Genomic DNA, 16,335 nt, shown 5'->3' on the forward strand with positions numbered 1-16,335 from the left:
GGGGGCGGCGGCGGCCAGGACCTCCAGGTAGTGCGGGTTGGTCATCACGCCCAGGATGTTGCCGAACGGGTCGACGACCGACGCGGTGGCGAACCCCGTCCCCTCGCCCCGCTCGGTGATCTCCTCGTGCAGGGTGGCGCCCATCGACAGCAGCCGCTCCACCGCCCCCTCCAGATCGTCGACGTGCCAGAACATCACCGCGCCGCCCGGGCGGGGGTCCGCGCCGCCGGGGCGGAACCGGTTGTCGATCAGGCCCAGCTCGTGCCGGTAGTCCCCGACCCGGAACTCGTAGTACCCGGCGCGGCCGTCGGGGCCGGGCACGCTGAAGTACGGCCGGACGCCCAGGAGCTCGGCGTACCAGTCCTTGGCGGCCTCCAGGTCGTCGGCCCAGAAGCTGATGGTGGCGAATCCGCGCAGCATGGCGTTCCTCCGTTCACGGGGGCCGGAACCGGTGTCCGGCCCGTCCCTCCCGACGCTAGGACCCCGATAGGACGGTGAAAGTCCTAATGGGGCGGCAGGATGGAACGCATGCGAGATCCGTCCGCACGGCTGCTGCGGCTGCTGTCCCTGCTCCAGACGCCCCGCGAATGGCCGGGCACCGAGCTCGCGGGCCGCCTCGGCGTCACCGCCCGCACCGTCCGCCGCGACATCGACCGGCTGCGCGAACTCGGCTACCCCGTCCGCGCCACCCGCGGCAGCACCGGCGGCTACCGGCTCACCGCCGGCACCGCGATGCCGCCGCTGCTGCTGGACGACGACGAGGCCACCGCCATCGCGATCGGGCTGCGCACCGCCGCCGCGGGCGCCGTCACCGGCATCGAGGACGCATCCCTGCGCGCCCTGGCCAAGCTGGAGCAGGTCCTGCCGCACCGGCTGCGGCACCGCGTGGCCGCGCTGAGCGAGGCGGCGGTGCCGCTGCCGCCCCAGGACGGCGCCCCGCCCGCCGCCGACCCCGGCGTGCTGGCCCTGCTCGCCGCCGCCTGCGTCACCCGCGAGAAGGTCCGCTTCGCCTACACCGCCGCCGGCGGGCGGCGGACGCGGCGGCTGGCGCAGCCGCACCGGCTGGTCACCGCGGCGCGCCGCTGGTACCTGGTCGCCTACGACGAGGACCGCGCGGACTGGCGCACCTTCCGCGCCGACCGGATCACCGAGCCGCACGCCACCGGGGTGCGCGGCCCCGAACGCCGGCTGCCCGGCGGCGCCGACGCCGCGGCCTGGGCCATGGACGCCCTCGCCGGCGGATCCGGGACGATCCGGGCGCGGCTGCTGCTGCACGTCCCCATCGAGGAGGCCGCCGAGCACGTCACCGCCTGGCAGGGCGTCCTGGAACCGGTCGACGGGCACACCTGCCGCCTGCACACCGGCTCGGACTCCCTGCGGTTCCTGGCCTACCGGATCGCCCTGCTGCCCGTCGACTACACCCTGCTCGACCCGCCCGAGCTGGCCGGGCACCTGGCCGCCATCGCCCGCCGCGCCGCCGGCGCCGTCCGCGGCTTCACCCCCTGATGGGAGCCACCGGGCCGGGCCGCGCGGTCAGCCGGTGGCGCGGCGGACCCGGGCCGCCTCGCGCAGCACCGCGTGGGCGTCGGCGACCGGGCCCACGTGCCCGAGCTTGTCGGGGTTGAGGACGGTGCGGATCGTCTGGATCCGCCCGCCGGCGATGTCGAGGGTCCAGGTGTTGATGACCTTGCCGTCGCGGTCGCGGAAGATCGCGCCCGGCTGGCCGTTCACCCGGTGCGCCTGCACGGTGCCGCCGATCCGCGTGAACGGCCCCACCAGCGCGGCCAGGGTCCGCGCCACGTTCCCGGCGCCGGCCACGCCCGCGCCCCAGCGCGGGGCCTTGCCGCCGCTGTCGGCGACCAGCCGCACGTCCGCGGCCAGCAGCTCCCGCAGCCCGTCCAGGTTCCCCTCCCGGAACGCGTCCAGGAACCGCCCGGCGAGCCGCTCGCCCTCCCGGCGGTCGGCGTCGAACCGCGGCCGGCCCGCGTCCATGTGGCGGCGCGCCCGCACCGCCAGCTGCCGGCACGCCGCCTCCGACCGCCCCACGGCCGTCGCTATCTCGGCGAAGCCGAACCCGAACACCTCCCGCAGCACGAACACCGCCCGCTCCAGCGGGCTGAGCCGCTCCAGGAGCAGCAGCGCCGCCGTCGACACCGAGTCGGCCAGCTCCGCCGAGCGCTCGGGGTCCTGGTAGGGGTCGGCCAGCAGCGGCTCGGGGAACCACGGCCCGGCGTACTCCTCCCGCCGGACACGGGCCGAGCGCAGCACGTCGATGGAGATCCGGGTCACCACCGCCGCCAGGTACGACTTGACCGACGCCGGCACCGTGGGGGACGCCGCGTACCGCAGCCAGGACTCCTGGACCGCGTCCTCGGCCTCCCCCACGCTGCCGAGGATGCGGTAGGCGATGGAGAACAGCAGCGGCCGCAGCTCCTGGAACTCCTCGGCGCGGGTCACGCCAGCTCCTCCGCGAACCCCGCACGCCAGGACGGGTACCGCGGCCGCCAGCCGAGCTCCCGCTTGGCCTTGCCGTTGGAGAACCCGCGGCCCTGCGTCATCATCGTCACCGCCACCTCCCCCGCCAGCGGCCGGGCCAGCCACGCCGGAACCCGCATCGGCCGCTTGGCGCCCGCGCGTTCGGCCAGGTAGGGCAGCCACTGCGCGGCCGGGGCCGGCTCGTCGTCGACGATGTTGAACACCCCGGCGGCCCGCTGCTCCACGGCCAGCACGGTCGCGCTCGCCGCGTCGTCCAGGTGCACCCACGAGCAGTGCCCCGTGCCGCCGCCCACGACCGGGAACTGCCGCTTGCGCACCGGTTCGACCAGGTCGTCGGTGGCGCCGGGACCGTAGAACCAGCCGTAGCGCAGGACCGCGCCGCCGGCCCTGACCACCGCGTCCTCCACGTGGGCGAGCGCGGCCATCCCCGGCTCGGCCGGCGTCCCGGTCATGGGGTCCAGCGGGTCCTGCTCGGTCTTCACCCAGCCGCCCGACCGTATCCCGTTCCACGCGGCGTAGCCCTGCGCGACGAAGCCGTCCACGCCGGTCGCCTCGGCCGCGGCCAGCAGGTGGTCGGTGCCCTCGGTGCGCAGCCGGTTGGTGCCGGCGAACCACCGGTCCATGTGCTTCATGTCGGGCTTGCCGGCGTGCCCCACCGATATCGCGGTCATCTGGTGCACGATCACGTCCGGCCGCGCCTTGGCCACCGCCTCGCCGACCGACTGCGCGTCCAGCCCGTCCATCACGACGCCCTCGGCCCCCAGCCGGTCCAGCGCCTCCAGCTTGGCCGCGCTCGTCGTCGTCGCCGTCACCTCGTGCCCGCGCGCCACCAGCTGCGGCACCAGCCGCCGCCCCAGCACACCACTGCCGCCCGCAACGAACACCCGCATGGCCGTCACCTCCCGATCGGAAACCTTCCCTTCGCGACCCGAGACGAGACGGCCGGGCCCCCTGTGACATGCGCGCGCACGACACCCGGAGGACACCGGCCCCGGTGGTGCGGAAGGCCGGCGGTGCGGAACGCCGGGGTGTCAGTCCAGGGACGTGTCGCCCAGGGATTCGAGCAGGGTGCGCAGGGCGCCGGCGAGGCGCTCGCGGGCGGCCGGGTCCAGCGCGGCCAGCAGCCGGTGCTCGTTGGCGGAGTGCTCGCCGACCAGCTCGTCCACCAGCTCGAGCCCGCGGCCGGTCAGCCGGATCCGGACCGACCGCCGGTCCCCGGTGTCACGGACCCGCTCCACCAGGCCCTTGGCCTCCAGCCGGTCGATCCGGTTGGTGATCGCCCCCGAGGTGACCATCGACGCCTTCAGCAGCGCACCGGCCGTCAGCTCGTAGGGGGCGCCGTGCCGCCGCAGCGTCGCCAGGACGTCGAACTCCCACGTCTCCAGGCCCCGCTCGGCGAAGAAGGACTTCAGCTCCCGGCCCAGGAGCTGCTGCGCCCGGGAGATCCGCCCCACGACGCCCATCGGGGAGGCGTCCATGTCGGGACGCTCACGCGCCCACTGCGCCAGGATCGCGTCCACCGCGTCGGCCATCGCCCCGCCCCTCCCCGGATCATCTCAACGTTGAGATTATCAATCGGGGAACGGTCCCGCCGCGGAAACCCCCGAACGGCGACGGATCAGGCCACGCGCCGGGCGCGCGACCCTCCGGCGGTCACCCGGTCACCTTGTCCAGGAACGCGTGCAGGTTGACCCGGATGCGGGCGACCCTGTCCTCCAGGGACAGGGACTCCTCCAGGTCCCCGCCCGCGACCGACCGCTTGGTGCCCCGCACGTACAGCGAGCAGTCCAGGTCGCCGCAGAGGTAGCGCCCGACCGAGTTGCCCTGGCGTCCGGCCTCACCCGTGCGGCGGGCCGTCATCAGCGACACCGCGCCGCCGGTGCGGGTGGTCAGGCACAGCGAGCACATGCTGCGCGCGGTGAAGCCGCGGGGCGCGCCCGACGCCGCCCGCAGCGCTATCCCGGTGGGACGCCCGCCGCGCTCGGCGACCAGGTAGGCGCGTTCGGGCGCGCGGGGATCGCGCCAGCCCAGGAAGTCCAGGTCGTCCCAGGGCAGGCCGGTGAAGTCCCTCGGCAGGGCGAGCCGCCGCGCCTCGCCCCTGGAGCAGTTGACGAAGGACGCGCGGAGGTCACGTTCGGTGACTGGTTCCATGTGCGGCGAGGCTAGCTTTCCTAATAGCATTAGGCAAACGCATTATCTGCTTAGGTGAATCTGGAGGGACCCATGGCACGCGCGGGCGTGACCGCCGAACGCCTCACCCGGGCGGCGGCGGAACTGGCCGACGAGGTCGGCTTCGGCGAGGTGACCCTCGCGGCGCTGGCCCGTCGCTTCGGCGTGAAGGAGGCCAGCCTGTACTCCCACGTCAGGAACGCCCGCGACCTCAGGACCCGGGTCGCGCTGCTGGCGCTGGCCGAACTCGCCGACACGGTCGCGGACGCGATCGCCGGCCGCGCCGGCAAGGACGCGCTGGCCGCCTTCGCGGGCGCCTACCGCGACTACGCCAAGCGCCACCCCGGCCGGTACACCGCCGCGCGGTTGGAACTCGACCCCGAGACGGCCGCCCGGAGCGCGGGCAGGCGGCACTCCGAGATGACCCGGGCGATCCTGCGCGGCTACGCGCTGGAGGAACCCGACCAGACCGACGCGGTGCGGATGCTGGGCAGCATGTTCCACGGCTTCGTGAGCCTGGAGACCGCGGGAGCGTTCGCCCACCACCCCAGGGAGGCCGACGCCTCCTGGTCCAGGACCCTGGACGCCCTCGACAGCGCCCTGCGGAACTGGCCGGCGCCCTGACGCCGCTCCCCCGGATACCCCCGGATGCCCCCGGCACCGGCGCCGCCGGACCGATCAGGATTGGAGAAGCGGCGGCCGGGCGCCGCCGCTAACGTGATCATCATGTACCGCACCTTGCCGCCGGGCCGGGGCCGATGAGCGCCGGACCCCGCTCCCGCGCCCGGCGCCGCCGCGACACCGAGCACCGGCTCGCCCGCGACGTCGACCTGTGGGTGGCCACCGCGTCGCCGGACGGGGCGCCGCATCTGGTGCCGCTGTCCTTCGACTGGGACGGCGAGGCGCTGCTGCTGGCCACCCTCGCGGCGAGCCCCACCGGCCGGAACCTGGCCGCCGCCCGCGCCGTCCGCCTCGGCCTGGGCCCCACCCGCGACGTCACCATGATCGACGGCGAGGTCGAGGTCCTGGAGATCGGCGCGCTGCCGCGGCCCGCCGGCGACCGGTTCGCCGCCCGCACCGGCTTCGACCCCCGCGCCGAGGACGCCCCGTACCTGTGGTTCCGCGTCCGCCCCCGCCGCGTCCAGGCCTGGCGCGAGGCGGACGAGCTGCCCGGCCGCGACCTCATGCGCGACGGCCGCTGGCTGCCCTGACACCCGGCCCCGCGGGCCGTGGCGACCGCGACGACCGCGGCGGCCGCACCCGCCGGAGCTGGTTAGATCGAACCTGGCGACGCCGACGGAGACGGGGAGGCGGCGCCGCACACAGATGGAGACGAATGAGCATGTCCACCACGACCGACGCCACACCCCCGGCCGCGGCGCACGCCGCCGACAGCCATGACCTGATCCGCGTCCACGGGGCACGCGAGAACAACCTCAAGGACGTCAGCATCGCGATCCCCAAGCGCCGGCTGACGGTGTTCACCGGCGTGTCCGGCTCGGGCAAGAGCTCGCTGGTGTTCAACACGATCGCGGCCGAGTCGCAGCGGCTGATCAACGAGACATACAGCACCTTCGTCCAGGGCTTCATGCCGACGCTGGCGCGGCCCGACGTCGACGTCCTCGACGGCCTCACCACCGCGATCATCGTCGACCAGCAGCGGATGGGCGCCGACCCCCGCTCCACGGTCGGCACCGCCACCGACGCCAACGCCATGCTGCGCATCCTGTTCAGCCGGCTCGGGCGGCCGCACATCGGCACCGCCAAGGCGTTCTCCTTCAACGTCGCCTCGATCAGCGGAGCCGGCGCGGTCACCTACGAACGCGGCGGCAAGACCGTCAAGGAGAAGCGCGAGTTCACCGTCACCGGCGGCATGTGCCCGCGCTGCGAGGGCCGCGGCTCGGTCACCGACTTCGACCTGACCGCCCTGTACGACGACTCCAAGTCGCTGCGCGAGGGCGCCCTCACCATCCCCGGCTACACCATGGACGGCTGGTACGGCCGCATCTTCATGGGCTCGGGCTTCTTCGACCCCGACAAGCCGATCCGCGACTACACCGGCACCGAGCTGCACGACCTGCTCCACAAAGAGGTCACCAAGATCAAGGTCGACGGCATCAACGTCACCTACGAGGGCCTGATCCCCCGGATCCAGAAGTCGTTCCTGTCCAAGGACCGCGAGGCGATGCAGCCGCACATCCGCGCGTTCGTGGACCGGGCGATCACCTTCACCGCCTGCCCCGACTGCGAGGGCACCCGCCTCAACGAGACCGCCCGCTCCTCCAAGATCAACGGCGTCGGCATCGCCGACGCCTGCGCGATGCAGATCAGCGACCTCGCCGAATGGGTCCGCGGCCTCGACGAGCCGTCGGTGGCGCCGCTGCTGGAGTCACTGCGGCAGACCCTGGACTCGTTCGTGGAGATCGGGCTGGGCTACCTGTCCCTGGACCGGTCGTCCGGCTCCCTGTCGGGCGGCGAGGCGCAGCGCACCAAGATGATCCGCCACCTGGGGTCCTCCCTCACCGACGTCACCTACGTGTTCGACGAGCCCACCATCGGGCTGCACCCCCACGACATCCAGCGGATGAACAACCTGCTGCTGCGGCTGCGCGACAAGGGCAACACCGTCCTGGTCGTGGAGCACAAGCCCGAGGCCATCGCCGTCGCCGACCACGTCGTGGACCTCGGCCCCGGCGCCGGCACCGCGGGCGGCACCGTCTGCTTCGAGGGCACCGTCGAGGGGCTGCGCACCAGCGGCACCGTCACCGGCCGCCACCTCGACGACCGCGCCGCCGTCAAGAAGACGGTCCGCGAACCCGCCGGGGCCCTGGAGATCCGCGGCGCGAACAGGCACAACCTGCGCGACGTCGACGTCGACATCCCCCTCGGGGTCCTCACCGTCGTCACCGGCGTCGCCGGATCCGGCAAGAGCTCCCTCATCCACGGCTCGATCCCCGCGGGCGCCGGCGTCGTGTCGGTCGACCAGGGCGCCATCCGCGGCTCCCGGCGCAGCAACCCGGCCACCTACACCGGCCTCCTGGACCCCATCCGCAAGGCGTTCGCCAAGGCCAACGGCGTCAAGCCCGGACTGTTCAGCGCCAACTCCGAGGGCGCCTGCCCCAACTGCAACGGCGCCGGAGTCATCTACACCGACCTGGCCATGATGGCCGGCGTCGCCACGACCTGCGAGGAGTGCGAGGGCAAGCGGTTCCAGTCCTCGGTGCTGGAGTACACCTTCGGCGGACGCGACATCGCCCAGGTCCTCACGATGCCGGTGTCGGAGGCCGAGGAGTTCTTCGGCACCGGCGACGCCCGCACACCCGCCGCCCACAAGATCCTGGCGCGGCTCTCCGACGTCGGCCTCGGCTACCTCACCCTCGGCCAGCCGCTCACCACCCTGTCCGGCGGCGAGCGGCAGCGCCTCAAGCTGGCCACCCACATGGCCGACAAGGGCGGCGTCTACATCCTGGACGAGCCGACCACCGGCCTGCACCTCGCCGACGTCGAGCAGCTGCTCGCTCTCCTGGACCGCCTCGTCGACGCCGGCAAGTCGGTCATCGTCATCGAGCACCACCAGGCCGTCATGGCCCACGCCGACTGGATCATCGACCTCGGCCCCGGCGCCGGGCACGACGGCGGCCAGATCGTGTTCGAGGGCACGCCGGCCGAGCTCATTTCCGCCCGCTCCACCCTCACCGCCGAGCACCTGGCGTCCTACACCGGCGCCTGAGCTCCCGGGACGAGTCCCTCCTTCGTCCTCGGACACCCCCGGGAGCGGCACACGGCCCCCGGGGCGATGCCGCAGGCCCCGCCGAAGGGGCCTGCAGTGATCGCGGCATTGCCCCAGGGGGTCCGGGGACGTTCAGGGCCGGTCGCGGGCCCTGAGGTGGAACCGCTCGGCGTCTAACGGGTCGCCAGCAGGAGAATCACCAGCGTGTGGTCGCTGGAGGACACCTTCACCCGGATGCGCCCACTCGGTCTGCTGCCCGCGCTCCCGGCGGCCCCGCCGTCCTCGCCTCACACGTCGACGCAGAACCGCCCGTGACCGGCCCCGTCCGGCATCCCATCACCCGCTTGTCCGGCCTGTCCGCTCTGCCCGCCCTCGCCGCGGCCTGAACCGTCCGTCCTGAATTCATCGGCCGGGGGCGGAGGCGGCGGGGCGCGCCCTCACCGCCCCCGCCGAGAAGACGCCGCGTGAGGAGGTTATGCCGCGGAGATGGTCAGCACGCCGAGAAGGGAAGCGGCGATCCCGAGACGCTGCGGACGTGCCAGCCGTTCGTTGAGGAAGACCCGGGCCAGGGTCATCGTGACGATGGTGTGGAGTGAGCCGAGGACGGCGGCGATGCTCACCAGGCCGTGGGTCGAGGCGGTCGCGTAGAGGGCGTCGGCGGTGACGATGAGGACGCCGATCCCCGCGACCGCGGGGAGGTCGGTCCGCGAGAGGGCGACGCGATGGCGCTTGAAACCGACGGCCGCCGCGACGACCGCCGCGACGACCGTGGTGGCGGTGAGGCGAGCGGTCAGCAGCGCCCAGCCGACGTCGCCCTCGCTTGCGCCGTCCATGGTGAAGAAGAACGTGCCGAAGCCGAGGGCCGCCAGCAGCCCGTACAGGACGCTAGGCAGAGACCGCGGGGCCGCGCCCTCATCGCCGCCGGGCCGCCACGAGGTGATGACGAGCCCGAGCAGCGCCAGCCCCAGGCCGCCGAACTGGATCGCCCCGGGGACCTCACCGGTCGCCAGCCCCGCCAGGAGCGGGACGACCGGCGCGGTCGCGGCGATCGGGGCGACGATGCTCATCCTGCCGACCGCGAGGCCGCGGTAGAGCGCGGCGACGCCCACCGTCTCGGCGACCCCGGCGGCGGCGGCCTGGCCGAGCGACCTCGTGTCCGGCAGGCTCGCACCGCGTACGGTCACCAGGACCGTCACCAGGACCAGGGCGGTCGACTGCGAGACCAGCAGGACCGTGAGCAGCGGCGCGGAGCGGCTCTTCAGCCCGCCGAGGAAGTCGGAGGCCCCCCAGCCGAGACCCGCCCCCAGCGCGAGCGCGATGGCGATCATGCCAGCGGACCCGCGGTGTGTTCGAGGATCGCCGGGATGACGATGTCCCATCGGTGGCGGGGGAAGACCTCGTGGCCGGTCCCCTCCAGCGGGACGAAGCGGGCGCCGGGGATCTCCGCGGCGAGCGCGCGGCCGTGCCCGACCGGGAAGAACGGGTCTTCGGTGCCGTGGAACACCAGCGTCGGAGCGGCGACCCGGCCGAGCCGCCCACGCCAGGGCTCGCCCGCGTCGATCATGAACGGGTTGGTGAGCTGCGCGGCGACGTCGGCGGTCCGGTCCACGACGCGCTCGGCCGCCGCCCGCATGCCGTCCCGGTCGAACGGGCGGGACCGCGCGGCGAAGGGCCGTTCGGCCTCGACCAGATGGTCGATGACCGCGGCCCGGTCGGACCAGTCGGGCTCGGCGGGCTCCTCCGCGAAGAGCTCCTGGATCTCCCGCGCCATCTCCGGCAGATCGGCGTGCTGATGACCGGGGCCGCCGGGCGTGGAGGAGGCGAGGATCAGCGAGGCCACCCGGCCGGCGTGGTCGAGGGCCAGCAGCTGGGCGACCGCCGCCCCCTGCGACATGCCGACCACGTGGGCGGCGGTGATGCCGAGCGCGTCCAGCAGCGCGGCGGCGTCCGCGACCAGGTCGCCGAGCCCGTACGCGGGTGACCCTGCCGGGTAGGCGGTCGAACGGCCCGCGTCCCTGCCGTCATACCGGATCACCCGCCGCCCCCCGGCCGCCAGCCGGCCGACGAACTCCTCGTCCCACGCCAGCAGGGAATGGCCCGCGCCATGGATCAGCAGGACGGCCGGATCGCCCGGGTCGCCGAACGACTCCACGCACAGTTCCACGCCGTTGGCCCTGATGATCCGCTCACCGGTCGACATCGCGTACACCCCTCCAGATGGTTACATGTAACGGAGAAGATAGACCCAGGACTCGTTACATGTAAAGAGAATTCCGGTAGACTCTCCGCATGACCCGAACGCGCCGGCCGGAGATCGCCGCCCGAGACGCCTGGCAGGCCTACCGCCGGCTCCAGCTGCTCGTGGACGCCGAGGTCGCACGCGATCTGGAGCGCGAGTCCGGCCTGTCGCTGGCCGACTACGAGGTGCTGGCCGCCGTTGTGGCGATGTCGGACGGCGAGCACTGCATCCGCGTCGGCCGGCTGACCGCCCGGATGGGCTGGGCCCACAGCCGCCTGTCCCGCCAGCTCGGCCGGATGGAGCGCCGCGGCCTCATCTCCCGCGAGCCCTGCGAGCTCGACGGCCGCGGCGATGACGTACTGCTCACCGATTCGGGCCGCCGGGCGCACGAGAAGGCCACTCCGGCGCACCTGGCATCCGTCCATCGGCACCTCACCGGCCTGCTGGCCCCGGAACAGCTCGACGCCCTCATAGGCATCGAGCGGACCGTCACCGACCGGCGATAGGCGTCCGATCCCGGCACCGCCGACCGGCGCACGGGCCCTCGGCGTCGCCTCGGCCAGGCCCTCGCCACCCCGGCCCGCTCACCGCGGTGCCCGTCCCGGCCGGGCCGGTGTCCATCTCGCTGCGGCGACGCCCTTCGCACCGCGCCCGCGGCGACCGCTCCGCCGCCTTCCCTCTCACTTGTTCATCGTTTATCGTCGCCCGGCCTCGATCGCCCGCTGCGCCGTGCAGGCGCCGATCACGTGCACGTGCCGGTCCCCGGCGGCGGCCTTGGCCTGGGCCATCGCGTTCTCGATCCCGTCGGTCACGTAGGTCACCAGTGGATAGTTCGCCGCAGACGGGCCGGGTAGCCGATGACTGACCACGAAGATCGGGATGCCCTGACCGTTGTGGTCACCGCCCCAGTGATCGACCTGCTCCGCGGTACGCCGTCCCGCCAGGACCGCACCGGCCCCCGCCATCTCGCCGAGCACCTCCCCTGCCGGACCGGACCGACGGAACTCCCCGGCCGCCGTGAGGCCCCATTCGTGGAGCCGGACGAAGCCGTCGCCACCGGGGTTGCCCGGTTCGTCGTTCGGCCCCGCCACGAACCCGTCGAGCGACATCGACATGTCAAGCACTGAAACCGACATCAATCTGCTCCTGTCCTCTACGTTGCGGCTCATCGGCGCGGCTCCCGCCTGCTCGCTCTCAACGGCCGCCATGCCTGTTCGGGGCGGGGATTGGCGCCGGTCAGCACTGTCGCCAGCCGGTCGCCGGGGACCAGGCCCTGGGCGATCGCCGCCAGGCCCGCCGCCCCCGCCGGTTCCAGGACGATCCCGAGGGTGTGCACCGCCAGCTCCATGGCGGCGGTGATGGCCTCGTCGGTCACCAGGACGATCTCGTCCACCAGGGCGCGGGCCCGCCGCACCGAGGCCTCCGGCGGGGCGTGCACCGCGATGCCGTCGGCGAAGGTGCGGGCGCGTTCGATGCGGACCGCGCGGCCGGCGCGCAGGCTCTCCAGCATCGAGGGGGCGCCTTCGGCGTTGACCCCCACGATCCGGGTGCCGGAAGCGTGCTCCTTCATCCAGCGTCCCACGCCGTTGATCAGCGCGCCGTCGCCGACCGGGAGCACGACGGCGTCCAAGCCCGGACCGTCCGCGCCGCCCGGTGCGCCGCGCGTCAGCTCGACCCCGATCGTCCCGGCGCCTTCGGCGATCGCCGCCTGGTGACCGTCCTGCAGGTAGCAGCGGTCAGGATGGCGGCGGGCGTGGGCGGCCGCGGCCTCTCGCGCCGCCGCCCCGTCCGACCCCGCCGCGATGACCCGGGCGCCGAACGTCTCCATCCGCTCCCGCTTGCCGGGATTGACCGTCTCGGGCACGAACACCTCGACCGGCATCCCGCGGGCCCGTCCCGCGTAGGCGACGGCCTGCCCGAAGTTGCCCGAACTGGCGCACACCACCGGCGTACCGGGCGCCAGCGTGCTCAGCATCAGATCGGCGCCCCGGCCCTTGAAGCTGCGCACCGGATTGGCCGTCTCCAGTTTCACCGTCACCGCACGGCCGCCCAGCGCCCGGCACAACTGCTCGTCGAGGTACTGCGGGGTGTCCAGGAACACCGGATCGATCACCTGCACGGCCTTCTCGATCCTCGCCACGTCCAAATCCACGCGCATCGCCTTCCCCCAGGACCTTCGGAACCTGCCCGACGCTAATCGAGTCCCGAATCGAAGCGATTGAGAATTATCGCGCCGCCACGCAATAGTTTTGCGTGCCCGAACCGCCGCCACCGCGCCTCGACGAGATCGACGCCCTCCTGCTGGACCTGCTCCAGCACGACTCCGGAAGCACGTTGCACGACCTCGGTGAACAGGTCGGGCTCTCACCGAGCGCCGTCCAGCGGCGGATCGTCCGCTACCGCAGGGACGGTCTCATCACCGGGCAGGTCGCCGTCCTCGACCCGCACCGCCTCGGCCCCACCGTCCTGGCCACGGTCCTGGTGACCCTGGCCCGGGAATCGATCGAACACCACCGCGCCTTCACCGAACGGATCCGCTCGGACCCGCAGGTCCAGCAGTGCTACCGGGTCGCCGGTCCGTGGGACTACGTGGTCGTGCTGGCCGCGCGCAGCATGCGCGACTGCAGCCGGCTCGGCGACCGCCTGTTCAAGGCCGACGACAACATCAAGCGCTACGAGACCCTCGTCGTCTTCGACACCATCAAGACCGGCCTGACCCTCCCGCTACCCGCACCACAGCCCGAACGGCCACCAGACCGGCGGCCCTAGCGGCAAGACCCGGGTGAAGACCAGACAGGTGACGGCGTCACCGTCACCGGCAACTGCCGGGTAGCCCGGACCAGAGGCGCCGTCGCTCACGTAGTCGTCCAGCACACTCCCCCGGCGGTGGCCGCAACGTGCTCGGCGTGCGTGCGGGTTCTCGCTCGGCGGTGTGGGCGCCCCAGGCCCGTGCCGGCCAGAAGCAGGTCCCGGGAAATCGGCACGGGGCCGGGGGCGACTCCATGTCGCTGGAGCCGCCCCTGGATGAGGCCTGTCTCGCCCGGACGCCGAGCGGCTCGTGCGCGCCGCGGCCACGTCCCCGCTAGGACCCGGCCATCACGGTGAAGGTGAACCCGGCGGTCGTCGTACGGCGCAGCGGGATGTCGCACTTGATCCGGCGCAGCACCTGGTTCCTGCTGAGGCCGAGCCCGTGCGCGATGAGCCGATCGGGGCGCACCGGCACCGGATCGTCGAAGACGACCTCCACTTTGACCGGCCACGCCTCGTCGAGCCATGCCGACGGGGCGTCCAGCCGCCAGGCCCCCTTCCAGTCCAGGGTGAAGCGGTTGCGCCGGGCGAGCAGCGGGTCCAACAGAGTGGACGCCACCAGCTCCGGATCGTTGGCGTGATAGCCGTCGAGCAGGGCCCGATCGAAGGATCCGACCGGCGTCCGCTCGTGCACGGTGAGCTTGCTCGTCCGGTCACAGGCCACGCAGCGGACCAGCAGCCATACGTCCAGCAGGGTTCGGTTGGCGTTGACGCGGAACCTGCCCTCGCCGGTGGTGGCCGACTCCGACCGGCAGTCCGGGCACCGCAGCGAAAGGAAAGGCAGCCTGGTGCGCCGAACGACCCAGGGCAGCACGGTATGAGGTTGTGAGGACATGAGCTCTCTGACCTGACACGAGGCCGATTGCGCGCGGCCTCAAACGCCGTATGACCGGGCGCGCGCGGGCAGCCCGGCAGAGCCGACGGAAGGGTCGGCTTACAGGTGAGCGAGAGAAGGTGTCAGGTCTGGCGGGCAGGCGGGGTCACGCGGGCTGTCCTCTGTCCTCACGGCGACGGATCCGCGCAACCTACGGGAACCCGGAAGGCGGGCTCAACCGGTTTTCCGGCGGGGCCGCCGGGCGGCTCCCTCACCGGCCCCGGCGGTTGCAGGTGCGGACCGACAGGGGGACGAACACCGCCAGCAGCGCGGCCGACCAGAGCAGGACGGCGGCCACCGGATGCGCGAGCGGCCAGGCCGCGCCGCCGTCCGGGACGCCCGGGTTGCCGAACAGCTCGCGGGTGGCGGCGGTGAGCGCGCTCGCCGGGTTCCAGTCGGCCAGGAACCGCAGCCACGCGGGCATGCCGCCGGTCGGGACGAACGCGTTCGACAGCATCGTGAACGGCAGGAACAGCGGTACCAGCTGGTCGGCGGCCTGGTCGTTCTTCACGACCAGGCCCACGTAGACGCCCACCCAGCTCAGCGCGTACCGCAGCACCACGATGAGCAGGAGCGCCCCGGCCGCCGGCAGCGGGCCGCGATGCGGCTGCCAGCCCACCAGCAGGCCCGCCCCCGCCATGATGCCCAGGGACGGCAGTCCCGTCAGCAGGTCGGCGCCGGCGTGCCCGAACGGCACCGCCGCCCGCGCCATCGGCATGGAGCGGAACCGGTCCATCACCCCGCGGGACGCGTCGGCGGCCACCCGCACCATAACGCCCATCACCGCCGAGAAGGTCACCATCGAGAACAGCCCGGGCATGAGGAACTCGCGGTAGTCGCCACCGCCCGGCACCCGGATCGCGCTGCCGAACACGTACCCGAACAGCACCACCATGACGGCCGGGAAGATCAGCGCGGCGACGAGTTCCCCCGGCTCCTGGCGCACCCGTCCGAGTTCGCGGCCGACGAGGGTCAGCCCGTCGGTGACGGTCCAGCGCAGGCGGTGGCCGATCGGCGCGGTGCGGGCGGTCAACGGACCGGCTCCTCGCGGCCGGTGAGGCGCAGGAAGACCTCGTCGAGGGTGGGGCGGCGCAGGCTCACGTCGGCGGCGGCGACCCCGGCGCGGTCGAGTTCGCGGACGACGCCGGCGAGCCGGAGGCCGCCGGCGGGCAGGGCGACGCTTAGCCGGCCGGTGCCCGTCATCGCGGGGCCGGTCCCGGCAACAGCGTGCAGGACGGCCGCCGCCGGACGCAGCGCGGCGGGGTCTGCCACGACGACGTCGAGGCGGTCCCCGATCGCGGCCTTCAGCTCGTCGGGGGTGCCCGTGGCGATCACCTTCCCGTGGTCGACGACGGCGATGTCGTCGGCCAGCCGGTCGGCCTCCTCCAGGTACTGCGTGGTCAGCAGCACCGTGGTGCCGTCCGCCACCAGTTCGCAGACGGCGTCCCAGATCTCGCCGCGGCCACGCGGGTCCAGGCCGGTGGTCGGCTCGTCCAGGAACAGCACCTCGGGGCCCAGGATGAGGCTGGTGGCCAGGTCGAGGCGGCGCCGCATGCCGCCGGAGTAGCCGGCGACCCGGCGGTCGGCGGCCTCCAGCAGCCCGAAGCGCTCGAGCAGCTCGTCGGCCCGCCGGTGCGCCGCGCACCGGGACAGGTGGTAGAGCCGCCCGAACATGCGCAGGTTGCCGCGGCCGGTGAGCTTCTCGTCGACGGCGGCGTACTGGCCGGCGAGCCCGATCCTGGCCCGCACCTCGCCGGCCTCGCGGAGGACGTCGTGCCCGGCGACACGGGCGTGCCCGGCGTCGGGGTCGGACAGGGTCGCCAGGATGCGCACCGCGGTCGTCTTGCCCGCGCCGTTCGGCCCGAGCACGCCGCAGACCGTCCCCCTCGGGACGCTCAGGTCCAGACCGCGCAGCGCGTGGACGCCGCCGAAGGACTTGTGCAGCCCCTCGGCGACCACGATCGGATCCGCCATGACACCCCCACTGAGTACTTTGTACGCGGTCAGGGCACCGAGGCT

Annotated in this window: 18 protein-coding genes; 6 read left to right on the top strand and 12 right to left on the bottom strand. The window is 73.4% G+C overall.

Going from position 1 to position 16,335, the window contains the following annotated elements; translation table 11 throughout:
- Window positions 1–420 (bottom strand): VOC family protein (locus tag E1289_RS23010; RefSeq protein WP_131983483.1); only part of this gene is annotated, 420 nt, incomplete at its 3' end.
- A gap of 108 nt (window positions 421–528) precedes the next feature.
- Between E1289_RS23010 and E1289_RS23015 the strand changes: the two genes are divergently transcribed.
- Window positions 529–1,506 carry a YafY family protein gene (locus E1289_RS23015; RefSeq protein WP_131983485.1) on the top strand — a complete coding sequence of 326 codons (978 nt, stop codon included), beginning with the start codon at window positions 529–531 and terminating at the stop codon, window positions 1,504–1,506.
- A gap of 27 nt (window positions 1,507–1,533) precedes the next feature.
- On the opposite strand, the gene E1289_RS23020 is transcribed toward E1289_RS23015, so the two are convergent.
- The 4 genes from E1289_RS23020 to E1289_RS23035 form a co-directional block, all read right to left on the bottom strand.
- Window positions 1,534–2,457 (bottom strand): RNA polymerase sigma-70 factor, encoded by a 924-nt coding sequence (locus E1289_RS23020; RefSeq protein WP_131983487.1) that lies wholly within the window; start codon window positions 2,455–2,457, stop codon window positions 1,534–1,536.
- Window positions 2,454–3,386 carry an NAD(P)-dependent oxidoreductase gene (locus E1289_RS23025; RefSeq protein WP_131983489.1) on the bottom strand — a complete coding sequence of 311 codons (933 nt, stop codon included), beginning with the start codon at window positions 3,384–3,386 and terminating at the stop codon, window positions 2,454–2,456. The genes E1289_RS23020 and E1289_RS23025 overlap by 4 nt, the downstream gene beginning before the upstream one ends.
- Window positions 3,387–3,527: 141 nt before the next feature.
- Window positions 3,528–4,028: a MarR family transcriptional regulator gene (locus tag E1289_RS23030; protein ID WP_131983491.1), complete on the bottom strand. Its 501-nt coding sequence runs from the start codon at window positions 4,026–4,028 to the stop codon at window positions 3,528–3,530.
- Window positions 4,029–4,149: 121 nt separating this feature from the next.
- A complete protein-coding gene (locus E1289_RS23035) occupies window positions 4,150–4,647 on the bottom strand; it encodes an FBP domain-containing protein (protein WP_131983493.1) in 498 nt (165 codons plus the stop codon).
- Between the two features lie 72 nt (window positions 4,648–4,719).
- Here E1289_RS23035 and E1289_RS23040 point away from each other — a divergent pair, with 72 nt between their 5' ends.
- The 3 genes from E1289_RS23040 (at window position 4,720) to E1289_RS23050 (ending at window position 8,395) form a co-directional block, all read left to right on the top strand.
- The gene (locus tag E1289_RS23040) at window positions 4,720–5,289 is read left to right on the top strand and encodes a TetR/AcrR family transcriptional regulator (RefSeq protein WP_131983495.1); all 570 of its coding nucleotides are present in this window, start codon (window positions 4,720–4,722) and stop codon (window positions 5,287–5,289) included.
- Window positions 5,290–5,423: 134 nt separating this feature from the next.
- Window positions 5,424–5,876 (top strand): pyridoxamine 5'-phosphate oxidase family protein, encoded by a 453-nt coding sequence (locus E1289_RS23045; protein ID WP_131983497.1) that lies wholly within the window; start codon window positions 5,424–5,426, stop codon window positions 5,874–5,876.
- 125 nt (window positions 5,877–6,001) lie between these two features.
- Window positions 6,002–8,395, top strand: coding sequence for an excinuclease ABC subunit UvrA (locus tag E1289_RS23050; protein ID WP_131983499.1), 2,394 nt, complete (start codon window positions 6,002–6,004; stop codon window positions 8,393–8,395).
- A gap of 473 nt (window positions 8,396–8,868) precedes the next feature.
- Here the strand turns inward: E1289_RS23050 and E1289_RS23055 are convergent, their stop codons facing one another.
- On the bottom strand, window positions 8,869–9,723 hold the full coding sequence (locus E1289_RS23055; protein ID WP_131983501.1) for an EamA family transporter: 855 nt from the start codon (window positions 9,721–9,723) through the stop codon (window positions 8,869–8,871).
- Window positions 9,720–10,595, bottom strand: coding sequence for an alpha/beta hydrolase (locus tag E1289_RS23060; RefSeq protein WP_131983503.1), 876 nt, complete (start codon window positions 10,593–10,595; stop codon window positions 9,720–9,722). The genes E1289_RS23055 and E1289_RS23060 overlap by 4 nt, the downstream gene beginning before the upstream one ends.
- Window positions 10,596–10,684: 89 nt before the next feature.
- Here E1289_RS23060 and E1289_RS23065 point away from each other — a divergent pair, with 89 nt between their 5' ends.
- Window positions 10,685–11,140, top strand: coding sequence for a MarR family transcriptional regulator (locus E1289_RS23065; protein WP_131983505.1), 456 nt, complete (start codon window positions 10,685–10,687; stop codon window positions 11,138–11,140).
- Between the two features lie 189 nt (window positions 11,141–11,329).
- On the opposite strand, the gene E1289_RS23070 is transcribed toward E1289_RS23065, so the two are convergent.
- Together E1289_RS23070 and E1289_RS23075 are read right to left on the bottom strand one after the other, a co-directional pair.
- Window positions 11,330–11,770: a dihydrofolate reductase family protein gene (locus E1289_RS23070; protein WP_131983507.1), complete on the bottom strand. Its 441-nt coding sequence runs from the start codon at window positions 11,768–11,770 to the stop codon at window positions 11,330–11,332.
- A 29-nt stretch (window positions 11,771–11,799) separates the two neighbouring features.
- On the bottom strand, window positions 11,800–12,774 hold the full coding sequence (locus tag E1289_RS23075; protein ID WP_243713084.1) for a pyridoxal-phosphate dependent enzyme: 975 nt from the start codon (window positions 12,772–12,774) through the stop codon (window positions 11,800–11,802).
- Between the two features lie 113 nt (window positions 12,775–12,887).
- Here E1289_RS23075 and E1289_RS23080 point away from each other — a divergent pair, with 113 nt between their 5' ends.
- A complete protein-coding gene (locus tag E1289_RS23080; RefSeq protein ID WP_131983511.1) occupies window positions 12,888–13,403 on the top strand; it encodes an Lrp/AsnC family transcriptional regulator in 516 nt (171 codons plus the stop codon).
- Between the two features lie 313 nt (window positions 13,404–13,716).
- On the opposite strand, the gene E1289_RS23085 is transcribed toward E1289_RS23080, so the two are convergent.
- The 3 genes from E1289_RS23085 to E1289_RS23095 all read right to left on the bottom strand — a co-directional run bounded on the left by E1289_RS23085 (window position 13,717) and on the right by E1289_RS23095 (window position 16,290).
- Window positions 13,717–14,256, bottom strand: coding sequence for a DUF1062 domain-containing protein (locus tag E1289_RS23085; protein ID WP_243713085.1), 540 nt, complete (start codon window positions 14,254–14,256; stop codon window positions 13,717–13,719).
- Between the two features lie 271 nt (window positions 14,257–14,527).
- Entirely contained in the window at window positions 14,528–15,349 is an 822-nt protein-coding gene (locus tag E1289_RS23090; protein WP_131983515.1) for an ABC transporter permease, read from the bottom strand.
- A complete protein-coding gene (locus E1289_RS23095; RefSeq protein ID WP_131983517.1) occupies window positions 15,346–16,290 on the bottom strand; it encodes an ATP-binding cassette domain-containing protein in 945 nt (314 codons plus the stop codon). The genes E1289_RS23090 and E1289_RS23095 overlap by 4 nt, the downstream gene beginning before the upstream one ends.
- Window positions 16,291–16,335 lie beyond the last annotated feature (45 nt).

The sequence above is a fragment of the Actinomadura sp. 6K520 genome (genome assembly GCF_004349245.1).
GTDB lineage: Bacteria > Actinomycetota > Actinomycetes > Streptosporangiales > Streptosporangiaceae > Spirillospora.

Coding starts and splice junctions, on each gene's coding strand:
- E1289_RS23015 (WP_131983485.1), top strand. CDS start 529: ATGCGAGATCCGTCCGCACGGCTGCTGCGGCTGCTGTCCCTGCTCCAG.
- E1289_RS23025 (WP_131983489.1), bottom strand. CDS start 3,386: ATGCGGGTGTTCGTTGCGGGCGGCAGTGGTGTGCTGGGGCGGCGGCTG.
- E1289_RS23030 (WP_131983491.1), bottom strand. CDS start 4,028: ATGGCCGACGCGGTGGACGCGATCCTGGCGCAGTGGGCGCGTGAGCGT.
- E1289_RS23035 (WP_131983493.1), bottom strand. CDS start 4,647: ATGGAACCAGTCACCGAACGTGACCTCCGCGCGTCCTTCGTCAACTGC.
- E1289_RS23040 (WP_131983495.1), top strand. CDS start 4,720: ATGGCACGCGCGGGCGTGACCGCCGAACGCCTCACCCGGGCGGCGGCG.
- E1289_RS23045 (WP_131983497.1), top strand. CDS start 5,424: ATGAGCGCCGGACCCCGCTCCCGCGCCCGGCGCCGCCGCGACACCGAG.
- E1289_RS23050 (WP_131983499.1), top strand. CDS start 6,002: ATGAGCATGTCCACCACGACCGACGCCACACCCCCGGCCGCGGCGCAC.
- E1289_RS23055 (WP_131983501.1), bottom strand. CDS start 9,723: ATGATCGCCATCGCGCTCGCGCTGGGGGCGGGTCTCGGCTGGGGGGCC.
- E1289_RS23060 (WP_131983503.1), bottom strand. CDS start 10,595: ATGTCGACCGGTGAGCGGATCATCAGGGCCAACGGCGTGGAACTGTGC.
- E1289_RS23065 (WP_131983505.1), top strand. CDS start 10,685: ATGACCCGAACGCGCCGGCCGGAGATCGCCGCCCGAGACGCCTGGCAG.
- E1289_RS23070 (WP_131983507.1), bottom strand. CDS start 11,770: ATGTCGGTTTCAGTGCTTGACATGTCGATGTCGCTCGACGGGTTCGTG.
- E1289_RS23095 (WP_131983517.1), bottom strand. CDS start 16,290: ATGGCGGATCCGATCGTGGTCGCCGAGGGGCTGCACAAGTCCTTCGGC.